The sequence below is a fragment of the Nonomuraea sp. B208 genome (assembly GCF_057536035.1).
In genome coordinates, this window is sequence record NZ_BAAJOU010000027.1 from 563,388 (window position 1) to 581,305 (window position 17,918).

At 72.5% G+C, this 17,918-nt stretch carries 21 protein-coding genes; 12 read left to right on the forward strand and 9 right to left on the reverse strand.

What is annotated here, in order from left to right; translation table 11 throughout:
• Positions 1–88 precede the first annotated feature (88 nt).
• A complete protein-coding gene (locus tag AC27IY_RS34290) occupies positions 89–838 on the forward strand; it encodes an SDR family oxidoreductase (RefSeq protein WP_423449335.1) in 750 nt (249 codons plus the stop codon).
• A gap of 144 nt (positions 839–982) precedes the next feature.
• Here AC27IY_RS34290 and AC27IY_RS34295 read toward each other — a convergent pair whose 3' ends face one another.
• Together AC27IY_RS34295 and AC27IY_RS34300 are read right to left on the reverse strand one after the other, a co-directional pair.
• Complete coding sequence (locus AC27IY_RS34295; RefSeq protein ID WP_487180503.1) at positions 983–1,741, reverse strand: ABC transporter permease; 759 nt, start codon at positions 1,739–1,741, stop codon at positions 983–985.
• Entirely contained in the window at positions 1,738–2,700 is a 963-nt protein-coding gene (locus AC27IY_RS34300; protein WP_487180504.1) for an ATP-binding cassette domain-containing protein, read from the reverse strand. Before AC27IY_RS34300 ends, AC27IY_RS34295 begins: the two co-directional genes overlap by 4 nt.
• 162 nt (positions 2,701–2,862) lie before the next feature.
• On the opposite strand from AC27IY_RS34300, the gene AC27IY_RS34305 reads away from it, so the two are divergent.
• Entirely contained in the window at positions 2,863–3,531 is a 669-nt protein-coding gene (locus tag AC27IY_RS34305; RefSeq protein ID WP_423476204.1) for a GbsR/MarR family transcriptional regulator, read from the forward strand.
• 32 nt (positions 3,532–3,563) lie between these two features.
• Here AC27IY_RS34305 and AC27IY_RS34310 read toward each other — a convergent pair whose 3' ends face one another.
• Positions 3,564–4,592 (reverse strand): sigma-70 family RNA polymerase sigma factor, encoded by a 1,029-nt coding sequence (locus AC27IY_RS34310; protein ID WP_487180506.1) that lies wholly within the window; start codon positions 4,590–4,592, stop codon positions 3,564–3,566.
• A 75-nt stretch (positions 4,593–4,667) separates the two neighbouring features.
• On the opposite strand from AC27IY_RS34310, the gene AC27IY_RS34315 reads away from it, so the two are divergent.
• The 3 genes from AC27IY_RS34315 (at position 4,668) to AC27IY_RS34325 (ending at position 6,894) form a co-directional block, all read left to right on the forward strand.
• Positions 4,668–5,009, forward strand: coding sequence for a VOC family protein (locus AC27IY_RS34315; RefSeq protein WP_487180507.1), 342 nt, complete (start codon positions 4,668–4,670; stop codon positions 5,007–5,009).
• Between the two features lie 74 nt (positions 5,010–5,083).
• A complete protein-coding gene (locus tag AC27IY_RS34320) occupies positions 5,084–5,623 on the forward strand; it encodes an ArsR/SmtB family transcription factor (protein ID WP_371248117.1) in 540 nt (179 codons plus the stop codon).
• The gene (locus tag AC27IY_RS34325; protein WP_487180508.1) at positions 5,620–6,894 is read left to right on the forward strand and encodes an MFS transporter; all 1,275 of its coding nucleotides are present in this window, start codon (positions 5,620–5,622) and stop codon (positions 6,892–6,894) included. Before AC27IY_RS34320 ends, AC27IY_RS34325 begins: the two co-directional genes overlap by 4 nt.
• Here AC27IY_RS34325 and AC27IY_RS34330 read toward each other — a convergent pair.
• Together AC27IY_RS34330 and AC27IY_RS34335 are read right to left on the reverse strand one after the other, a co-directional pair.
• Positions 6,849–7,460 (reverse strand): carboxymuconolactone decarboxylase family protein, encoded by a 612-nt coding sequence (locus AC27IY_RS34330; protein ID WP_487180509.1) that lies wholly within the window; start codon positions 7,458–7,460, stop codon positions 6,849–6,851. The genes AC27IY_RS34325 and AC27IY_RS34330 overlap by 46 nt on opposite strands.
• The gene (locus AC27IY_RS34335) at positions 7,457–8,059 is read right to left on the reverse strand and encodes a TetR/AcrR family transcriptional regulator (RefSeq protein WP_487180510.1); all 603 of its coding nucleotides are present in this window, start codon (positions 8,057–8,059) and stop codon (positions 7,457–7,459) included. Before AC27IY_RS34335 ends, AC27IY_RS34330 begins: the two co-directional genes overlap by 4 nt.
• A gap of 89 nt (positions 8,060–8,148) precedes the next feature.
• On the opposite strand from AC27IY_RS34335, the gene AC27IY_RS34340 reads away from it, so the two are divergent.
• Entirely contained in the window at positions 8,149–8,880 is a 732-nt protein-coding gene (locus AC27IY_RS34340) for a nucleotidyltransferase domain-containing protein (protein ID WP_487180511.1), read from the forward strand.
• Positions 8,881–8,892: 12 nt separating this feature from the next.
• Here AC27IY_RS34340 and AC27IY_RS34345 read toward each other — a convergent pair whose 3' ends face one another.
• Positions 8,893–9,636, reverse strand: a complete 744-nt coding sequence (locus AC27IY_RS34345) for a TetR/AcrR family transcriptional regulator (RefSeq protein ID WP_487180512.1) — start codon at positions 9,634–9,636, stop codon at positions 8,893–8,895.
• A gap of 89 nt (positions 9,637–9,725) precedes the next feature.
• On the opposite strand from AC27IY_RS34345, the gene AC27IY_RS34350 reads away from it, so the two are divergent.
• On the forward strand, positions 9,726–10,475 hold the full coding sequence (locus AC27IY_RS34350) for an SDR family oxidoreductase (protein WP_487180513.1): 750 nt from the start codon (positions 9,726–9,728) through the stop codon (positions 10,473–10,475).
• A gap of 19 nt (positions 10,476–10,494) precedes the next feature.
• Here the strand turns inward: AC27IY_RS34350 and AC27IY_RS34355 are convergent, their stop codons facing one another.
• Together AC27IY_RS34355 and AC27IY_RS34360 are read right to left on the reverse strand one after the other, a co-directional pair.
• On the reverse strand, positions 10,495–11,034 hold the full coding sequence (locus tag AC27IY_RS34355) for a putative immunity protein (protein WP_487180514.1): 540 nt from the start codon (positions 11,032–11,034) through the stop codon (positions 10,495–10,497).
• 144 nt (positions 11,035–11,178) lie between these two features.
• Positions 11,179–11,613, reverse strand: a complete 435-nt coding sequence (locus AC27IY_RS34360; protein WP_487180515.1) for a hypothetical protein — start codon at positions 11,611–11,613, stop codon at positions 11,179–11,181.
• Positions 11,614–11,763: 150 nt separating this feature from the next.
• On the opposite strand from AC27IY_RS34360, the gene AC27IY_RS34365 reads away from it, so the two are divergent.
• From AC27IY_RS34365 to AC27IY_RS34380, 4 genes are all read left to right on the forward strand, one after another.
• Positions 11,764–12,405: a DUF998 domain-containing protein gene (locus AC27IY_RS34365; RefSeq protein ID WP_364447570.1), complete on the forward strand. Its 642-nt coding sequence runs from the start codon at positions 11,764–11,766 to the stop codon at positions 12,403–12,405.
• A gap of 44 nt (positions 12,406–12,449) precedes the next feature.
• A complete protein-coding gene (locus AC27IY_RS34370; RefSeq protein ID WP_350774344.1) occupies positions 12,450–12,821 on the forward strand; it encodes a YciI family protein in 372 nt (123 codons plus the stop codon).
• Complete coding sequence (locus AC27IY_RS34375; protein ID WP_487180516.1) at positions 12,818–14,074, forward strand: RNA polymerase sigma factor; 1,257 nt, start codon at positions 12,818–12,820, stop codon at positions 14,072–14,074. The genes AC27IY_RS34370 and AC27IY_RS34375 overlap by 4 nt, the downstream gene beginning before the upstream one ends.
• 133 nt (positions 14,075–14,207) lie before the next feature.
• The gene (locus AC27IY_RS34380) at positions 14,208–14,636 is read left to right on the forward strand and encodes a YkvA family protein (RefSeq protein WP_487180517.1); all 429 of its coding nucleotides are present in this window, start codon (positions 14,208–14,210) and stop codon (positions 14,634–14,636) included.
• Between the two features lie 9 nt (positions 14,637–14,645).
• On the opposite strand, the gene AC27IY_RS34385 is transcribed toward AC27IY_RS34380, so the two are convergent.
• Positions 14,646–16,463, reverse strand: a complete 1,818-nt coding sequence (locus AC27IY_RS34385; protein WP_487180518.1) for a sulfatase-like hydrolase/transferase — start codon at positions 16,461–16,463, stop codon at positions 14,646–14,648.
• A 230-nt stretch (positions 16,464–16,693) separates the two neighbouring features.
• Between AC27IY_RS34385 and AC27IY_RS34390 the strand changes: the two genes are divergently transcribed.
• The gene (locus AC27IY_RS34390; protein ID WP_487180520.1) at positions 16,694–17,899 is read left to right on the forward strand and encodes an aminotransferase class I/II-fold pyridoxal phosphate-dependent enzyme; all 1,206 of its coding nucleotides are present in this window, start codon (positions 16,694–16,696) and stop codon (positions 17,897–17,899) included.
• The last annotated feature ends 19 nt before the right edge of the window (positions 17,900–17,918 follow it).

The window sequence follows — 17,918 nt, forward strand, 5'->3', positions numbered from 1 at the left end:
ACGCGCCGGCCGCCGGCACGACGCCCTCGGCCGGAGCCTTCGTCCGTTGGAACCACGCGCCTCGGCGCGAGTGAGGAGAACAAGGCCAATGGGTCGTCTTGCGGGAAAGCACGCACTGATCACCGGCGGGACCAGCGGCATCGGCTTCGAGACCGCCCGCCAGTTCCTCGCCGAGGGAGCGGCCGTCGCGATCACCGGCCGCTCGCGGGAGCGGCTGGCTGAGGCCGCCCGGCAGTTGGGCGGCCCGCTGCTGCCCATCCTCAGCGACGCCGGCGACGTGCCCGGCCAGGCGGCGCTGGCGGCGCGGCTGCGGGAGGAGTGGCCGCAGGTCGACGTCGTGATGAGCAACGCCGCCGACGTCACCCATCTCCCGATCGAGGAATGGACCGAGGAGGCGTTCGACAGGCTCGTCGCCACCGACCTCAAGGGACCGTTCTTCCTGATCAAGGCGTTGCTGCCGCTCCTGTCACGGCGGGCCTCGGTCATTCTCGTCGGCTCGGTCTCGGCTTTCGTCGGGCACGAGAACGCGGCGGTCTACGGTGCCGCCAAGGCGGGCCTGCTGTCCTTGTCCCGCGGGCTGACCTATGAGCTGAAGGACCGGGGCATCCGGGTCAACGGGCTGAGCCCGGGGCCGACCGTCACGGACACCTTCAAGTCGCTCGGCCCCGAGCGGCAGGCCGCCGTCTACGACGAACTCCGGCGGACCGTGCCCCTCCATCGCCTGGGAACCGCCACCGAACTCGCGAAGGCGGCCGTCTACCTCGCCTCGGACGAGTCCGCCTACACCGCGGGGACCGTGCTGCGCGTCGATGGCGGGATCGGGGAGCTCGCGTACTGAACGCCCCGCGCTACTCCCCGGCAGGGAGGGCCGCCCGCGGTGCGACCAGCCGTCGCGGGCCAGGTCGTCCCGCAGCCCGGAACGTCATCCGCGGCGAACCCGACCCGCAGCTGCATGGCACTACTGTTCCGTATCCCGTCGGCCTCACCGGTTGTAGAGCCTGCGGGCCCACAGATATCCGCCCAGCGCGATGACCGCGCTCCACAGGGCCGCCGCCGCGAAGCTGGATCCCGCGGGCTGCCCGGCCAGGAGCGCGCGCAGGGCTTCGATGACCGGTGTGAACGGCTGGTGTTCGGCGAACCAGCGCAGCGGGCCCGGCATTGACTCCGGCGGGACCACGCCGCTGCCCAGGAACGGCAGCAGCATCAGCGGCATCGGCAGGTTGCTGGCCGTGGCCACGTTCTTGGTGACCATGCCCAGCGCGGCTGACAGCCAGGTGATGGCGAAGGTGAACATCGCCAGCAAGGCGATGACCCCGAGCCAGTCCAGCGCGGAGGCGGCGGGGCGGAAGCCGATCAGCAGGGCCGCCAGCGTCACCGCCGTGATCGCGATGAAGTTCTGGACCAGCGCGCCGAGCACGTGCCCGGTGAGGACGGAGACGCGGGCGATGGCCATGGTCTTGAACCTGGCGACGATGCCCTCGGTCATGTCCAGGGCCACCGAGATCGCCGTCCCCTGCGCGGCGCTCGCGATAGTCATGATCATGATGCCGGGGGTGATGTACGCGGCGTAGGCGGCGCGGTCGCCGCCGATCCCGGCGCCCATGATGCCGCCGAGAACGTAGACGAACAGCAGCAGGAGCACGACCGGGACCCCCGCGTAGGTGAGGATCAACGTGGGGTAACGCCACATGTGCCTGATCTGACGGCGCAGCATCGTCGCCGAGTCGGTGATCGCTCTCATCGGGAGGACTCCTCGGTCAGGGCGAGGAAGACGTCGTCCAGGTCGGGCGTGTGCACCGACAACTCGGCGACGTCGATGGCCTGCGCGTCCAGCCACTCCAGGAGTTTCCGCAGCGCCCGGACGCCGGTGTCCGGGATCTGCACCGTGAGGGTCTCGTCGTCGCGCGAGGTGGCTCCCACGTGGGAGGCCGCCCTGAGGTAACCGTCGGCATCGGCGAAGCGCACGACCAGATGCCCTCCGGGGACCAGCCGCTTGAGCTCGCCCGGCGTGCCCTCGGCCACCAGGCGGCCCTGGCTGAGCAGCGCGACGCGGTCGGCGAGTTCGTCGGCTTCCTCCAGGTATTGGGTGGTCAGGAAGATGGTCACGCCGTCCTGCTGGACGAGCTCCCTGACGATCTGCCACATGGTGCGGCGGCTGCGCGGGTCCAGGCCCGTGGTCGGTTCGTCGAGGAAGATGAGTCTGGGCGTGCCGACCATGGTCATGGCGAGGTCGAGGCGGCGGCGCATGCCGCCCGAGTAGGCGGCCGCGGGCTTGCGCGCGGCGTCGGTGAGGTCGAAGCGCTCCAGCAGGTCGCCGACTCGCCTGCGGCCCTCGGCGCGGCCGAGGTGGAGCAGGTCGGCCATGAGCCGCAGGTTCTCCTCGCCGGTGAGGAAGCTGTCGACCGCGGAGAACTGGCCGGTGACGCCGATCGCGGCGCGTACCTTGTCGGGTTCCTCGGCCAGGTCGTGCCCGGCCACCCGGATCTCGCCCGCGTCGGCCTTGATGAGGGTGGACAGGATCTGCACGGTGGTGGTCTTGCCCGCGCCGTTGGGGCCGAGCAGCGAGAAGACGGTGCCCTGGGGGATGGTGAGGTCGATGCCGTCCAGGACGCGGTGGTCGCCGTAGGACTTACGCAGCCCCGTCACCGAGACGCCGAGGGGCGGAGGGACCGGCAGGTCGCGACAGTACGTGTTCGTCACGAATTGAAAGCTACGTTGCTTTCAGAAATTCCGTCAATCTATCACTCCACATAAACGCAGGTCAGACGGGGTAAATTGCTGCGTTGACGGTGGAGCTGAATGCAATGAAACATTGCCTTGTGTGGCGCCGAACGCAATAGTGACGTCATGCCAGAAGGAAGGTTGACCCTGCAGGACCGCCGCCGGATCGCGGCCGGTCTCGCCGAAGGCCGCTCCTACGCCGAGATCGCCAGGCGGCTGGACCGGCCGACCTCGACGATCAGCCGGGAGATCGGCCGCAACGGCGGCCCCGCCGGCTACCGCCCCGAGCGGGCGCACCAGGCGGCGGCGCGGCGGGCGCGGCGCGGCGCCCCCGCACGTTCGCCCGAGGCCGAACCCCGGGACCGCAAGGTCGTCGAGGTGGAAGAGGGAGCCGTCGAGCTGGCGGTCGGGATGGGCCTGCCGAGGATGGTGGCGCGCGTGCTCATCGGCCTGTGGCTGAGCGAGGACGGCAGGCTCACCGCGGCCGAGCTGTCACGCGGGCTGAAGGTCAGCCCCGCCTCGATCTCGATGGCGGTGGGCTACCTGACCCAGCAGGGGCTGATCAGGCGCGAACGTGATCCGCAGCGGCGCCGCGACGTCTACGTGGTCGACAACGACGCCTGGTACCACTCGACGGTGATCGGCGCGCGGCAGACGCTCGCGGCGGCGGAGCTCACGAAGGCGGCGGGGCAGACGCTCGGGCTCGACACCCCCGTGGGACGCCGCCTGGCCAGGGGCGGTGCGTTCCTGGAGCGGATCAGCCTGGACGCTCTGGCATCGGCCGAACGCTGGCGCGACCTCTTGCCGTGATGTCCCCCGGCCGGCGCCGTCGGTTCTCGCGGTCAGGACAGCGAGGCGGGCAGGGCGAAGGACGGGAAGTGGTCGCGACCGAGGAACGAGACGATACGGCAGATGCGCGCGTCGCGGAACGCGAGCACGGTGATCGACCAGGCGGCGTGCGGTCCGGCGACGTCGTCGCCGCCGATGTAGAACGCCACGGCGGGCTGGCCGTTGGCGCTGGTCGGGAGGGTACGCCAGCCCGGGCAGCCGGCCATGGGGACCCGCATGGCGAAGTCGGTGACGGCCGCCAGCCCTTCGTACCAGGTCGGCAGAGGCGGCATGGACCAGGTGACGTCCTCGGTCAGCAGGGGGACGAGGGCGTCGATGTCGCCGCGTTCCAGCGCCGCCGCGAACGCGGCCACGAGGGTCCGGACCTTGGCGTCGCCGACCTTCCGCAGTGCCTGCTGCTGGCTCGGGGAGGGGATCTTCTCCGCCACCAGCCTGCGGGCCCGCGCCAGGGCCGAGTTCACCGACGTGGTCGAGGTGTCCATCATGGTGGCGATCTCGGCGGCGGAGAACCCGAGAACCTCGAACAGCAGCAGCGCGGCCCGCTGGTTGCCCGGCAGGTGCTGCAGGGCGGCGACGAAGGCGAGTTCGACGGACTCCCGCTGCTCGTACCGCGCCTCAGGGACGGCCCGGCCGTCGGCGAGGCCCTGGTCGGGGTAGGGGCCCAGCCAGGCGACGTCGGTCAGCGGGGCGGCGTCCGGCACGGCTCGTTCGCTGGAGGAGCCGAGGTCGGCGGGCAGGGCCCGCCTGGCGCGGCCGTCAGCCAGGTCCAGGCAGGTGCGGGTGGCCACGGTGTAGAGCCACGAACGCAACGAGCTGCGGCCCTCGAACCGCGCGAGCCCGCGCCACGCACGCAGCAGGGCGTCCTGCAGGGCGTCGTCGGCGTCGTGACTTGAGCCCAGCATGCGGTAGCAGTGGGCGTGCAACTCCTGGCGCAGCGGTCCCACGAGCCGGGCGAAGGCGGCGTCGTCCCCTGCGCGAGCCCGGTCCAGGTCAGCCTGGAGCCCAGAAGAAATTTCCCCCATGAGCGACGATTGTGCCCTAAAGCAGCAGTCCTACCAGGTGATGGGCCACACGGGCCCTTGTTGAGGAGGACTGCCATGACGTCGATCGGATGGTTCGACATCTCCACCCCTGACGCTCCGCGAGCGCGGCGTTTCTACCAGGAGCTGTTCGGCTGGACGGTGAACGCCATCGACGAGACCTACGCGCTCGTCGGCGGTGACGGCGACCGCCCGGCGGGCGGCATCGGCCAGGCCGGGCCGGGCAGCCCGTACACCGGGGTCGTGGTCTACTTCGCGGTGGACGACGTCGAGGCCGCGCTGGAGCGTGCGGAGAGCCTCGGCGGCAGCCGCGTCATGGAGCCGGCGCCGACGCCCATGGGGCGGATCGCGGTGTTCGCCGATCTCGACGGCAACCGTGTCGGCCTGGTGAGCCACTGATCGTTTCGGCCGGGGCCACGCCGATTGGCCTCGGCCCCTTGCGCAATGGTCAAGAATCCTTGACCATTGTCCGCGTGCCTACCGATGATCTCCCCGAGACGTTTCACGTCACCACCGACGAGCAGCTACGCGCCGTCTCCAACCTCACGCGCCACCGGATCATGGCCATGCTCCGCTTCGAACCGGCGACGATCACGCAGATCGCCCAGCGGATGGGCCTGGCGAAGGGGAGTTCGAGCTATCACGTACGGCTGCTCGAACGGGCCGGCCTGGTGAAGGTGGTGCGGACCCGGAAGGTGAGAGGCGTCACCGAGCGGTACTACGCGATGGCCGCGCGCTCGATCGAGCTGCCGGATCCGGGGCCGGGGCAGCCGGACGTGCTGCTGCGGAACGCGGTGGCGGACCTGGAGGCGTCGCCGGCGGACGGCGAGCGGCACGTGAAGATGACCCATCTGCGACTCACCGAGGAGCAGTTCGCGGAGCTGGGGGCGCGCCTGGAGGCGCTGGCGGACGAGTACCGGGCGCTGTCCGATCCGTCGCTTCCGGACGTGTCGCTGGTCTTCGCGCTGTTCCGGCCGGCCTCGCGCCGGCAGGCCGGGGAGGACGCCGAATGACGACGAAGCTGCCGACCGGCTTCGGGCGGTTGTGGACCGCGCAGACGGTGTCCTCGCTCGGTGACGGCGTGACGCATGCCGCGCTGCCGCTGCTGGCGGTGACGCTGACCCGGGATCCGATGGCGCTGGCCGTCGTCACGGCCGCGGGGACGCTGCCCTGGCTGCTGTTCGGAGTGCTCGGCGGTGCGCTGGTGGACCGCTGGGACCGCCGCCGCACCATGTGGGTCACGGACGCCGCGCGTGCGGTGCTGCTCGCCGTGCCCGCCGCGGCGGCGGCGCTCGACGTGCTGAGCATCCCGCTGCTGGCGGCCTCCGCGTTCCTGCTGGCCCTCGGCGGGCTGTTCTTCGACACGGCCGCCACGGCGTACCTGCCGGATCTGCTCCGCCGCGACCCCGCGCTCCTGCAGCGCGCCAATGCCCGCCTGCGCGGCGCCCAGACCGCGGCGTCCGGCTTCGCCGGGCCGCCCGCGGGCAGCGCGCTGCTCGCGCTCGGACGTTCGGTGCCGCTGCTCGCCGACGCGGTGTCGTTCGCGCTGTCCGCGCTGCTCGTCCGGTCGCTGCCCGCCGTGCCGCGCCCGGCCGCGGGCGCCCGAGAGTCGCTGCTGCGGCAGGCGCGGGCCGGAGCCGCCTACGTCTTCAAGGACCGGCTGCTGCTCGGGCTCGCGCTCCGCCCGGCGGTCGGGAACGTCGCCTTCCTCGCCGTGGAGACCATTCTGGCCCTGTTCGCGCACGAACGTCTCGGCGTCGGCGCCCTCGGCTTCGGTCTGCTCCTCACCGCCGAGGCCGCCGGCGGCCTGCTCGGCGCGGGCATCGCCGCCTTCCTCGGCCGGCGTCTCGGCACCGGCACCGCGCTGACCTGCACCGCCACGATCGAGGGCCTCGCGATCCTGGGGCTCGCCTCCGCCCCGGACGCGTACGTGGCGGGGCTCGCGCTCGCCGTCTGCGGGGCGGGCATGGGCGCCACGATGGTGCTCGGCCCCTCCCTCCGGCAGGCCATCGTCCCGGCCCACCTGATGGGCCGGGTCGCCTCCACCTCCCGCATGCTCGCCATGTGCGCGGCCCCCTTCGGCGCCTTCCTCGGCGGCTGGCTGGCCACCACCTACGACCTGCGCACCCCGCTCTACGCCGCCGCCGGCCTCCTGCTGGCCATGACCGCCGTCACCGCGACCATGACCAGCAACCGCCGCGTCGAGGCCGCGCTGCGCGCCGCGCGCCCGCCGGCCGGTCAGGACCCCGCCGGAGAGCTCGCTGTGCAGACCGCGTCCGGGTGACGGTCATCGGTCGCCTGCTCCCGGCTCCACGCCTGGTCGGCCCAGGCCGGGTCGAGCGGAGTGGAGGCGATGTGGTTGGTGTAGTTGGACAGGGTCTTCATGCCCACCCCGAGCACGATGTCCAGCACGTGGCGGCGCGTGTGCCCCGCGGCCAGGAACGCCTCGATCTCGGCCTCGGCCACCCATCCGCGCTGCGCCACCACCGCCTGGGTGAGGCGGCGTACCGCCTCCAGCGCCTCGTCGGCCAGCGGCCGGCCGGCGCGCAGGGCCTCGACCACCTCGGCCGGCACCCGGGCGCGCAGCGCGAGCGTGGAGTGCGCGGCCACGCAGTACTCGCAGCCGTTGGCCACGCTGGCCGTGATGAGCACCACCTGCTTGGCCGCCGCCGGCAGCGACGACCTGCCGAACTGCTCGGCCAGCGCGTTGTAGCCGGCCAGCAGCTCCGGCGACTCCGCCATCACCCCGTTCAGCGTGGTCACGAAGCCCATCCGCTTCTTGGCCGCCGCCAGCATGGTGCGCGCCGCCTCGGGGGCGTCGCTCTCGTCGTACGTACGGAACTCGCTCATCGCTTCTCCTCGGGAGTGGTGAAACCATCGAGTACGGCGCGCACGCCCGCCAGCAGCACGGCCGCATCGGCGCCGGCCCGCGAGCGCAGGTTGACCGCGTAGGCCTGCAGGGTGAGCGCTTCGGCGGCCCCCTCCAGGTCCAGGCCGGGCCGGAGCTGGCCGGCGGCGCGGGCCGCCTCCAGCGCGGCGCGCATCGCCGCCCGCAGCGTGTCGTGGTGGCGGTCCAGGATGTTCCGGATCTCCGGCAGGCCGCCGCTCGCCGTCGCGTGCGTGTTGGTGACCAGGCAGCCCCAGCGGGCGTGCTCGCCCGAACAGCGCGCCGCCACCAGCCGCTCGAAGAACGCGGCGATGGCCGGCACGCCGCGCTCGTCGGCGGCCAGGGCGTCGAACACCGGCCGCGACTGCCGCTCCAGGTAGCGGCCCAGCGCGGCGGCCTGCAGCTGTGCTTTGCCGCCGAAGGTCGCGTACAGGCTGGAGCGGCTGAGCCCCGTCGCCTGGACGACGTCGGCGATGCCGGTGGTGTCGGCCCCGCGCTGCCAGAACAGGGCTACCACCTGGTCCAACGTCCGCTCGGGATCGAAGTGTTTGACGTCGGGCATCTGGCCCCTCCTATCTCGGAATGGTCGTTCCAAGATAGGAGGCGAGGGCACTCCTGCGCAACCTCGCCGATTGCGATGAAATGTCCCCCATGAACGCGGAGGACAGCACGGTGCCACCGGCTCCCCGTCTCGCCGACCTCCGGTCCCGCTGGCTCGGCGCCGCGACCGCCGGGCTCCACGACGACCCTGGAGTGGCCGGGGCCGCTCTGGTCGGGTCGCTTGGCGCGGGGCGGGCTGACGACTGGAGCGACCTCGACCTGCTGGTGTTCGTGGACGACACCCGCCTCGACGAATACGCGATGCCCGGCCGGCTGCCCTCCGGGCCGGGAGTGCTGACGGCGGCGTTCGACGCTCGCCACAACGGTCCTCGCGGCACCAGGGCGCTGGGTCTGACCTACCTTGTCGACGGGCTTCCGCTCCAGGTCGACTGGTACATCCATCCGATCTCGCGGGGCGGATGGCCCGCCGACAGCGTGCTCGTCCTCGACCGGCGGGGCTTCGACCAGCTCCCCGCCACTTTCGCCGAGCTGCTCAGCGCCGGCGAACGAGAGCCGCCGACCCCCAAGGAACCCGTCGAGCACCAGCTGGGGCGGCTGGCGATGGTGCCCATCGCGGGCAAACGGATCGCCCGTCGCTCCCCGGACACCGCCCGCATGTTCGCGATCCTGGGGTGCCCCTACGCGCCCGGCGCCTCCTGGCGGCACCACCTCGCCGCGCTGCGCGGACTGCTGGACGGCTTCGCGGCGCTCGGCCGGCCGGACGACGTCGCCGCCGCCGCCGGACACGCCTACCTCGACCTCGTCGAGCAGACCCTCGACTGACGTCGCCCCCGCTCAACGAGGACGGAGCGACGGGATGAGCGCGGCGATGGCGTCGAGGACGCGGTCGAGTCCGTGGCGGAAGCGTTCCTCGGGGGCGAGGTGGGCGATGCGGGAGTCGAGGACCGATCGGTTGAACCGGGGGAAGGCGCCGGATTCGACGACCTGGCGGACGTACGGTCCCATGTAGTCCCGTTTCCAGCGCTCGGGGTCCAGGCCGGTGCGGCGGGCCTCCTCCAGCCAGCCGATCTCGCGGCGGATCGCGCTGTGGACGTAGTCGTTCAGCATGCCGACGAAACCGGTGACGTCGTCGATGTCGAGCCCGGTCCCGTCGAAGGCGCCGAGCGCGAACTCGTGCACGCGCAGCAGGTGGGGACCCAGCGTGGGCCGGCCGGTGAGCAGCGCGATCAGCCAGGGATGGCGCAGGCCGGCGGCGCGGACCTGCCGGGCCAGCAGCGTCAGGTCGCCGCGCCAGTCACCGGACGGGCCGTCGGGGAGCTCGATCTCGCCCATCGCAAGGTCGATCATGAGGTCGAAGAGGTCGTCGCGCCGGGGCACGTAGCGGTAGAGCGACATGGCGCCGGTGCCCAGCTCACCCGCGATCCGCCGCATGGTCGCGGCCTCGACGCCCTCGGCGTCGGCGATCCGGACGGCCGCGCGGGTGATCTGCTCGCGGCTGTAGCCGGGGCGTCGCCCCGGGCCGGAGCGCTCGCGCTCCTCCGGCTGCATCCAGATGCTGGTCGCCGCCTCGTCGATCATGCGCGCCCCCTTCGCCGCTATTTGCGTACATGGTACCTGAATAGCTATGGTCCATTTCTCGTACGCAGTACGCGAATTGGAGCGTGATCATGACGACATTGACCGGTAAGACGGCCCTGGTGACCGGCGCGAGCCGGGGCATCGGCCGCGCGATCGCCGTCCGGCTGGCCCGCGAGGGCGCCCGGGTCGCGGTCCACTACGGCGGCAACCATGCCGCCGCCAAGGACGCCGTCGCCGCCATCGAAGCCTCCGGCGGGCGGGCCTTCGCCGTCCAGGCCGAGCTGGGCGCGCCCGGCGACGCCGAAGCCCTGTGGGCCGCCTTCGACGCGCACGCCGACGGGCTGGACGTCCTGGTCAACAACGCGGGCGTCCTCGGCGGCCAGAGCGAGATCGACGGCGTCACCCGGGAGGGCTTCGAGCGCCTGTTCGCGGTCAACACCACCGCGCCGTTCTTCGTCACCCAGCAGGCCCTGCCGCGGCTGCGCGACGGCGGGCGGATCATCACCGTGGGCACCATGCTGACCCGCGGGGCGGCCATGCCCCGCGCGATCGACTACGCCATGTCCAAGGCCGCGCTCGACGTCATGACCGTCGCCCTGGCCAAGCAGCTCGGGCCGCGCGGCATCACCGTCAACCTCGTGGCCCCAGGCGTCATCGACACCGACATGCACGAAGGACGCCTGGTCGGCGAGGCCCTGGCCTGGCTGTCGTCACAGACGCCCCTCGGCCGGCTGGGCACGCCGCAGGACGTGGCCGACGCCGTCGCCTTCCTGGCCTCCGGCGACAGCCGCTACGTCACCGGGCACCGGCTCGACGTCTCAGGCGGGACGACGATGTAGACCCACGGCCACGAAAACCTCAGCGGAGCGACGCGTCCAGCTGACGGAGCAGCTCTCCGACCCGCCCGCCGCCGGGCGGGGCGAGCGGGTAGCGCCTCAGGACGTCCACCACGACGGGACCGGCGAGGGCTCGCGCCTGCGCGAGGTGATCGGCTCCGACGGAGGGATCGTCTCCGGCGGACAGCTCGAACGCTCGCGCGGCATGGGCGGCCGGTCCGAGGATGTGCTTGACCTGGGTGGCCTTGGCCAGGGGATGCAGGTACCCCGCACTGGCCGCGGCCAGGGCCGCCCGCGCGGCGTCGCACGCCGCGGCGAGTCCCGCGTCGCGCGCCTCCTGGGCCGCGCGCATCGCCCCCCACGCGCTGTCACGGAGCGCCTTGGTCCGCTTGGCTCCGTCCGCGAACGTCCGCGCGGCCTCGATCGCGGCACGGGGGCGCGGATCGTCGGGGCGTTCCCGTTCGAAGATCGTCAAGGCGGGCCGCGCGCACGCCACGGCGTAGGCGGCGACCTGGCGGAGTTCGGACAGGCTGAGTTCGATCGTGGTGGAGACATCTGCCATGACGTCAACCGTAACGTTGAACCCTCGGTTGAAACTTCGGCGCGGCCTCCCCGCGGCTGAGATGGCGGTGCCCTCAAGCGCGGTTGCGGGAGTTCCGCGAGAGCCGGTCCGGCGCTGCTCGCGGAACTCCCGCGGAGCCCGGTGTCAGATCCGGGTCATGGTCGAGGCGTATCCGCCTCCGCCGGGGTAGACCCATGCGCCGGTGACCGTGGCGCCGTCGGCGCTGAACGTGCCCTCGTAGTACGCCGGGCCGCCCTTCGCGCCGCCCCAGATGGTCAGCTTGTCACCGGTCAGCTCGTACACGTAGTCGAGCGTGTCGCCGGCCGAGTCGTAGAAGCGCGACACCACGTCCGCGCCGACCGGCTCGCCGAACGGGCGCAGGTTGCCGATCACCTCCAGACCCGTGATCCGCCGGCCGTCGTGGGTGAGCTCGACGTGCTGGAACAGGAAGAAGCCGCCGGGCATCCACTCGTAGCGCACCGTTCCCTCGGCGCCGCCGGTGACCGCCCAGGTGCCGACCAGGCGGTCCAGGGCCTTCAGCTCGGCGCTCGGCCGGCTGGTGACGGGCGTCGTGTCCATCTCGTCCTCCTTGGTGAGTGCTTGCCGGTACCTCGGAGGCGGACCCCGGCCCTCGACATCGATTGAATGTGACTTAGCTCACACGGGACACCATGTCGAAGTCCCGGTCCCGGTGACGAGGTAGCGGCAGGAACTCTCAAGGAGGACGTCATGGCCACCGCCATCCCCGCTGTCCGCATCACTCCCACCGCGTCCGGCCGCCTGCTGCTCGCCGGGGCCCTCGCCGGGCCGGTCTTCTTCGCCTCGGCCGTCGCTCAGATGCTCACCCGCGAAGGCTTCGACCTCACCCGGCACCCGATCAGCCAGCTCGCCACCGGCGACCTCGGCTGGATCCAGATCGCCACGTTCGTGCTCGCGGGTCTCGGCGGGCTGGCGCTGGCCGCGGGCGTCAGGCGCACCCTCACCGAGGGGATCGGACGCCGGGCGCTGCCGATCCTCGTCGGGATCTTCGGCGCCGGGATGGTCTGCGCGGGGCTGTTCACCATGGATCCGGAGAACGGCTTCCCCGCCGGCACCCCCGACGGGCCGGCCGCCCAGCTGTCCTGGCACGGCGTGGCGCACTCGGTCGCGGCCGCCGTCTCCTTCACCGCGCTGGCCGTCGCCGCCCTCGTGCTGACCGTCCGGTACGCCCGCCGCCGCGCCGTGCTGCCTGCCGTGCTGAGCGGCGCCGCCGGGCTCGTCCTGCTGCTGCCCATGTCGCCCGATCACATGAGCATCCAGATCGCCGTCAACGGCCTGGTCGCCTTCACCTGGACGACCGTCGTCGCACTGTCCCTGCGCCGCTCCGCCTGACCCGGCATACCCTTTCCCTCAGCACTCTCCAGTAGAGGATCATCGTGAAGTACCTGTTGCTCAGCTACACCCCGGCCGCCGCCTGGGACGCGGCGACCGCCGACACCCCCTCCGAGGAGGCACTGGCCGCGTTCGCCGCGTACCAGAAGTTCGAGCAGGAGCTGATCGCCACCGGCGAGTTCGTCAGCAGCGAGGGCCTCGGCCACCCGGTGGTCAGCACCACCGTGCGCAAGGGCCCGGACGGCGTGGTGGCGACCGACGGGCCGTTCGCCGAGCTGAAGGAGGTTCTGGCCAGCTTCGCCGTGATCGACGTGGCCAGCAGGGAACGCGCCGTCGAGATCGTCTCGCGGGTCGTCGAGGTGCTGGGCGAGCCGATCGAGATCCGTCCGATCATGGGCGGCGACTTCGCGGCATGACCGGCCGTCCCGGCGAGGTGGAGCACCTGCTGCGTACGGAGGCGCCGCAGGTGCTCGGCGCGCTCGTGCGTCGCTTCGGTCACTTCGACGTCGCCGAGGACGCGGTGCAGGAGGCGCTGCTGGCCGCGAGCCGGACCTGGGCGGCCGATGGCGTGCCGGACAACCCGCGCAGCTGGCTGATCCGGATCGGCTACCGGCGGATGGTCGATCTGCTCCGGTCCGAGCAGGCCCGGCGCCGCCGCGAGCACGAGGCCGGCGCCGCCGAGCTGGCCATGCGGGAGCCGGCCCGGCAGGCGTACCCGCCGCAGGAGACCGACGACAGCCTCGCCCTGCTGCTGCTCTGCTGCCACCCCGCGCTGAGCGCCACCTCCCAGGTGGCGCTCACGCTGCGGGCGGTCGGCGGCCTGACCACCGCCGAGATCGCGCACGCCTTCGGCACGACCGAGCCCACCATGGGCACGCGGATCAGCCGCGCCAAGCAGCAGCTGGCCCGCGCCGGCGCCCGTTTCACCCCGCCGACCGGCGCCGACCGGGACAGCCGGCTGGCCGCCGTGACGCAGGTGCTCTACCTGATCTTCAACGAGGGCTACACGGCCTCCGCCGGCGACGAGCTCGCCCGCGTCGACCTCACCCGCGAGGCGATCCGGCTGACCCGCATGCTCCGCGACTCCCTGCCGGACGACCCCGAGGTGACCGGTCTGCTCGCGCTGATGCTGCTGACGGAGTCACGGCGCCGCGCCCGTACGGGCGGCGATGACGAGCTGGTGCCGCTGGAGGAGCAGGACCGGACGCAATGGGATCCCGGCCTGATCCGGGAAGGCACCGAGCTGCTCGACAGCGTCTGGAGCCGGCGCGAGGTGGGCCCGTACCAGTTGCAGGCCGCCATCGCGGCCGTGCACGCCGCGGCCCCGACGCCGGACCGGACGGACTGGCCGCAGATCGCCGCGCTGTACGTGTGGCTGGAACGGCTCACCCCGACCGCGCCGGTGCGGCTGAGCCGGGTGGTGGCGGTGGCGCAGGCGTACGGGCCGGGCCGGGGGCTGGCGCTGCTCGACGACCTCAACCGCCGCCACCGGCTGGACCAGGAACCGCTGACCCGGCAACGCGAACGCGCGGTCCGCGCCCACCTGCTCCAGCTGACCGGCGACGCGGCCGGCGCGGCGCGACTGTACCGCGAGGCGGCCGAGCTGACCGGCAACCAGGTCGAACGGCGATACCTGCTCGACCGGGCCCACCGCCTCGGCAGTCCTTAGCCGCCGAGCGCCCCGACACTGACCAGCAGGTCCGGGTTCGCTAACGTCTGTTCAGCTCAAGCAAGGATTTTCGGGGCGGATTTCCAGCTCCCTTGGAGCGATCCGTCCTCGCGGCGCAGGGAAGCGGGCAGACATGACCGGGTCATGGGGATGGGATCTGCTGATCGGGGTCGCGGCCGCGTTGCTGGTCGCCTGGATGGCGCTGATCGGCGTGCTGGCGGTCGTGCGGCCGCGCGGCGGGTTGTTGCGGGAGGCGCTGCGGCTGTTGCCCGATGTGCTGCGGCTGGTGCGCCGGTTGGCGGCCGATCCCGAGCTGCCGCGCGGGGTGCGGGTGCGGCTCGCGTTGTTGCTGGCTTACCTGGCCTTTCCGATCGATCTGGTGCCCGACTTCATCCCGGTGCTCGGTTATGCCGACGATGCCGTCATCGTCATCGCGGTGCTGCGGTCCGTGGTTCGCCGCGCAGGGGTGCAGGCGGTGCGGCGGCACTGGCCGGGCAGCGATGACGGCTTCGCGGCCCTGGCCAGGCTGACCGGTCTCGACAAGCCCACCACCACGACCTGAGGGCCCAGGTCAGTCGAGGCCCAGCCGGCGCAGTGCCGTCGTCGCCGACTGGGCCGCGTGGCGTCGTTCCGGGCCGTGCAGGGGGCGGGGGGAGCGGTCCTCCCAGTCCGATGCGAAGCATCGCTCGGTGACCAGGTCGATCATCAGCTTGCGCTCGCCGTCGATCAGGCCGTAGCAGGAGGTGCTGCGCCTCATGGGGTGGCCGACCCAGAGGGCCAGGCGCTGCGGGCGGTCGTGGTGGAAGAGGGACTCGCCGTGGGACGGCGCGGCGGCGACGCCGATGAGGTCGAGGATGGTCGGCAGTACGTCAAGGTGGGACGACCAGGAGATCTGCGCGGCCGGCAGGGCGGGGTGGGCGACGGCCAGGGGGACGAGGGTCTGTTCGGCGGTCACGGCGGTGGCGTGGAAGTGGTAGCCGAGGTGGCCGAAGGATTCGCCGTGGTCGGCGGTGACGACGATCAGCGGGTCGCGCAGCACGCCTCGGTCCATCAGGGTCTCGTGCAGGCGGCGGAGATTGTCGTCGGCCTCCTCCAGCGCGTCGAGGAACCGGTCGCGCCGGCCGTCGCCCCTGCGGCGGAAGCGGGGGTCGCGGACCCGGTAGGGGACGTGGGTGTCGGTGGTGTGCACGTGCAGGAAGAGCGGCGCCCGGCCGGCGGGCAGGTCGGCGAGGAGGGCGTCGGCGCCTGCCTCGGGGAGTTCTCTGTCGGTGATGTGACCGCCCAGCCGGGAGCGGTCGACGAGGGTCTGGTAGCCGGCGCCGGCGAGGATGTCGCTCAGCCCGTAGTAGCTGGTGCGGGCCGAGGTCAGGTACGCGGTGCGGTAGCCGGCCGCGTTCAGCCGGTGGACCTGCGACTCCCCGTCGGCGCGGTAGCGGCCGTGGGCGAGGAGCACGTGCGCGTTCGTGGTCAGCGGCGAGGGCGCGACGTGGCGGGGCGAGACCACGGCGTGGGCGTACAGGGCGTCCAGGAAGGGGGTGCGGGCGCCGTCCGGCGTGAATCGGGCCAGGTGGTCGCGGCCGACGGACTCCAGGGTGATCAGCAGCACGTCGTGGCCTCGCAGGGCTCCGGCGTACGGCGATCGGCGGGGCGGTCGTGCCTGCCAGGCGGTGACGGCAGGAGAGCGGGTGCGGGGCGGGGCGGGCCAGGGGCGCGGGAGCAGGCAGTCGCCGGCGATCGAGCCGCGCAGCAGCCCGCGCCGGCGCAGCAGGCGGCCGACCGGCAGGAGGGCGAGCACGGTGGCCAGGTGCCACCATTGCGGCGGGGGAGTGGGGGCGGCGGGGGCGAGCGCGGCGGCCAGCGCGCAGCCGAGCCAGCAGCTCGCGCGGGTACGGGCGGACGTCATGGCCAGCCAGGCCACCAGTACGGCCACGACGGCGATCCGGGCCGCTCCCTGCACGTGGAGCGGCAGGTACGGCACCGCGAGCCAGCCGATCGCGAGCAGCGGCAGCAGGGCGAAGCCGGGGTGGTCGCGGTAGAAGGCGATCGTCCAGTTGCGTACCCAGTCCACCTCGGCGGGCTCGCGGAAGGCCCGCGACTGGGCCATGCCGTCGAAGGCGAGCCGGCCGACCTCGACGGTGAACACCCGCCAGATCGCGGCCCCGATCCATACGGTGACCACCACGGCCAGCACGGGGGCGGAGGCCACGGCGCGGCCGGCAGGGCCGCCCGCCAGCTCCGCGAGCGCCGCCCCCGCCGCCAGCGCCGCGGCCCACAGCCCGTCGCCGAGTGCGGGCCGCGCCGTGGCCTGCCCGGCGAATTTCACCGCGCGTGAGGCCGCGAGGATGACGAAGGCGACGGCCGCGTCATGGACAATCGCGAGCGTGCCCATGCGCCTCCGTAAAGGGAATTGGCGTCGACGCGGATAAAGATAGTCAGGCCGGGCCGGGGGCGATGACTTCCGCGATGGTCACACCTGCGTGGCCGTCCGACCTGCTATATGGGGATATTTCGGGAATGTGGCGCGGTGAGTGGGGCGACCTGCCCGCAGGAGCACCGGGAAACTCTTGTCTCACTGGCACGACATGTTCAGCCGAGCCGGTGACCGTCATAGTGCGAGTCATGGCGGACGTCTTCGACAAATGTCGCAGCTGGGAAACCCACCGCATTTTCAAATCCGCCGGGCTCTACCCGTTCGCGCCGCCTGTCGAGACGATGCTCTCACCCGGTGAGGCGCGCATTCACGGACGGCCGGTCATCATGGCGGCGTCCAACGACTACCTGGGGCTCTCCGCCGATCCACGCGTACGGGAGGCGGCCCGCAAGGCGATCGCCGAACACGGCACCTCCTGCTCGGGATCCCGCCTCGCGAACGGCACCTACGCGCTGCACCTCGAACTGGAGGAACGCCTGGCGGCCTTCCTGCACCGCGAGGCCGCGGTCGCCCTGTCCACCGGGTTCCAGACCAACCTCGCGGTGTCGGCACTCCTCGGCGAGGACGACGTCGTCCTGACCGACCAGGACAACCACGCCTCCCTGCGCGACGCCGTACGCCTGGGCGGAGCCGTCGAGCGCGTGTTCCGGCACAACGACACCAAGCATCTGGAGTGGCTCCTGGCCGACACCCCCGCCGGCAGCGGCGTGCTCATCGTCACCGAAGGGGTCTTCTCCATGGCCGGCGACATGTGCGACCTGCCCAGGATCGCCGAGCTGGCCGGGCGGCACGGCGCCCGCCTGATGCTCGACTGCGCGCACGACCTGGGCGTGCTCGGCGCGGACGGCCGCGGCGTACCCGAGCTGCTGGGGCTGGAGAGCAGCGTCGACCTGGTCATGACCACCTTCTCCAAGAGCCTGGCCTCGCTCGGCGGGGCGCTGGCCGGCGAGGCGGATGTCATCGACTACATCCGCCACTGGGCCTCCCCGGCGGTGTTCTCCGCGTCCATGACGCCGGCCTCGGTCGCGGCGGCGCTCAAAGCGCTCGAACTCGTCGAGGCCGAGCCGGAACGCCGCCGGCGCGTGATGGACAACGCGGCCCGGCTGCGCGACGGTCTCCGGGGTCTCGGCTACGAGGTCGGGTCAGCGCCCACGCCCGTGGTGCCGGTGCACGTCGGCGACTTCATGACGTGCCTGCGGCTGTGGCGGGCGCTGTTCGACGCGGGGGTCTTCACCGGCGCGGTGATCCACCCCGCGGTGCAGCACGGCCGGGAGCTGATCCGCATCAGCGCGACCGCGGCGCACACCGACGCGCAGCTCGACCGGATCATCGGGGCCTTCGCCGAGGCCGGCACGGCCGTGGGGGTCATCGGGCCGCAGGGCGCCGGACGGTGACGGCGACGGCGGTGACCGT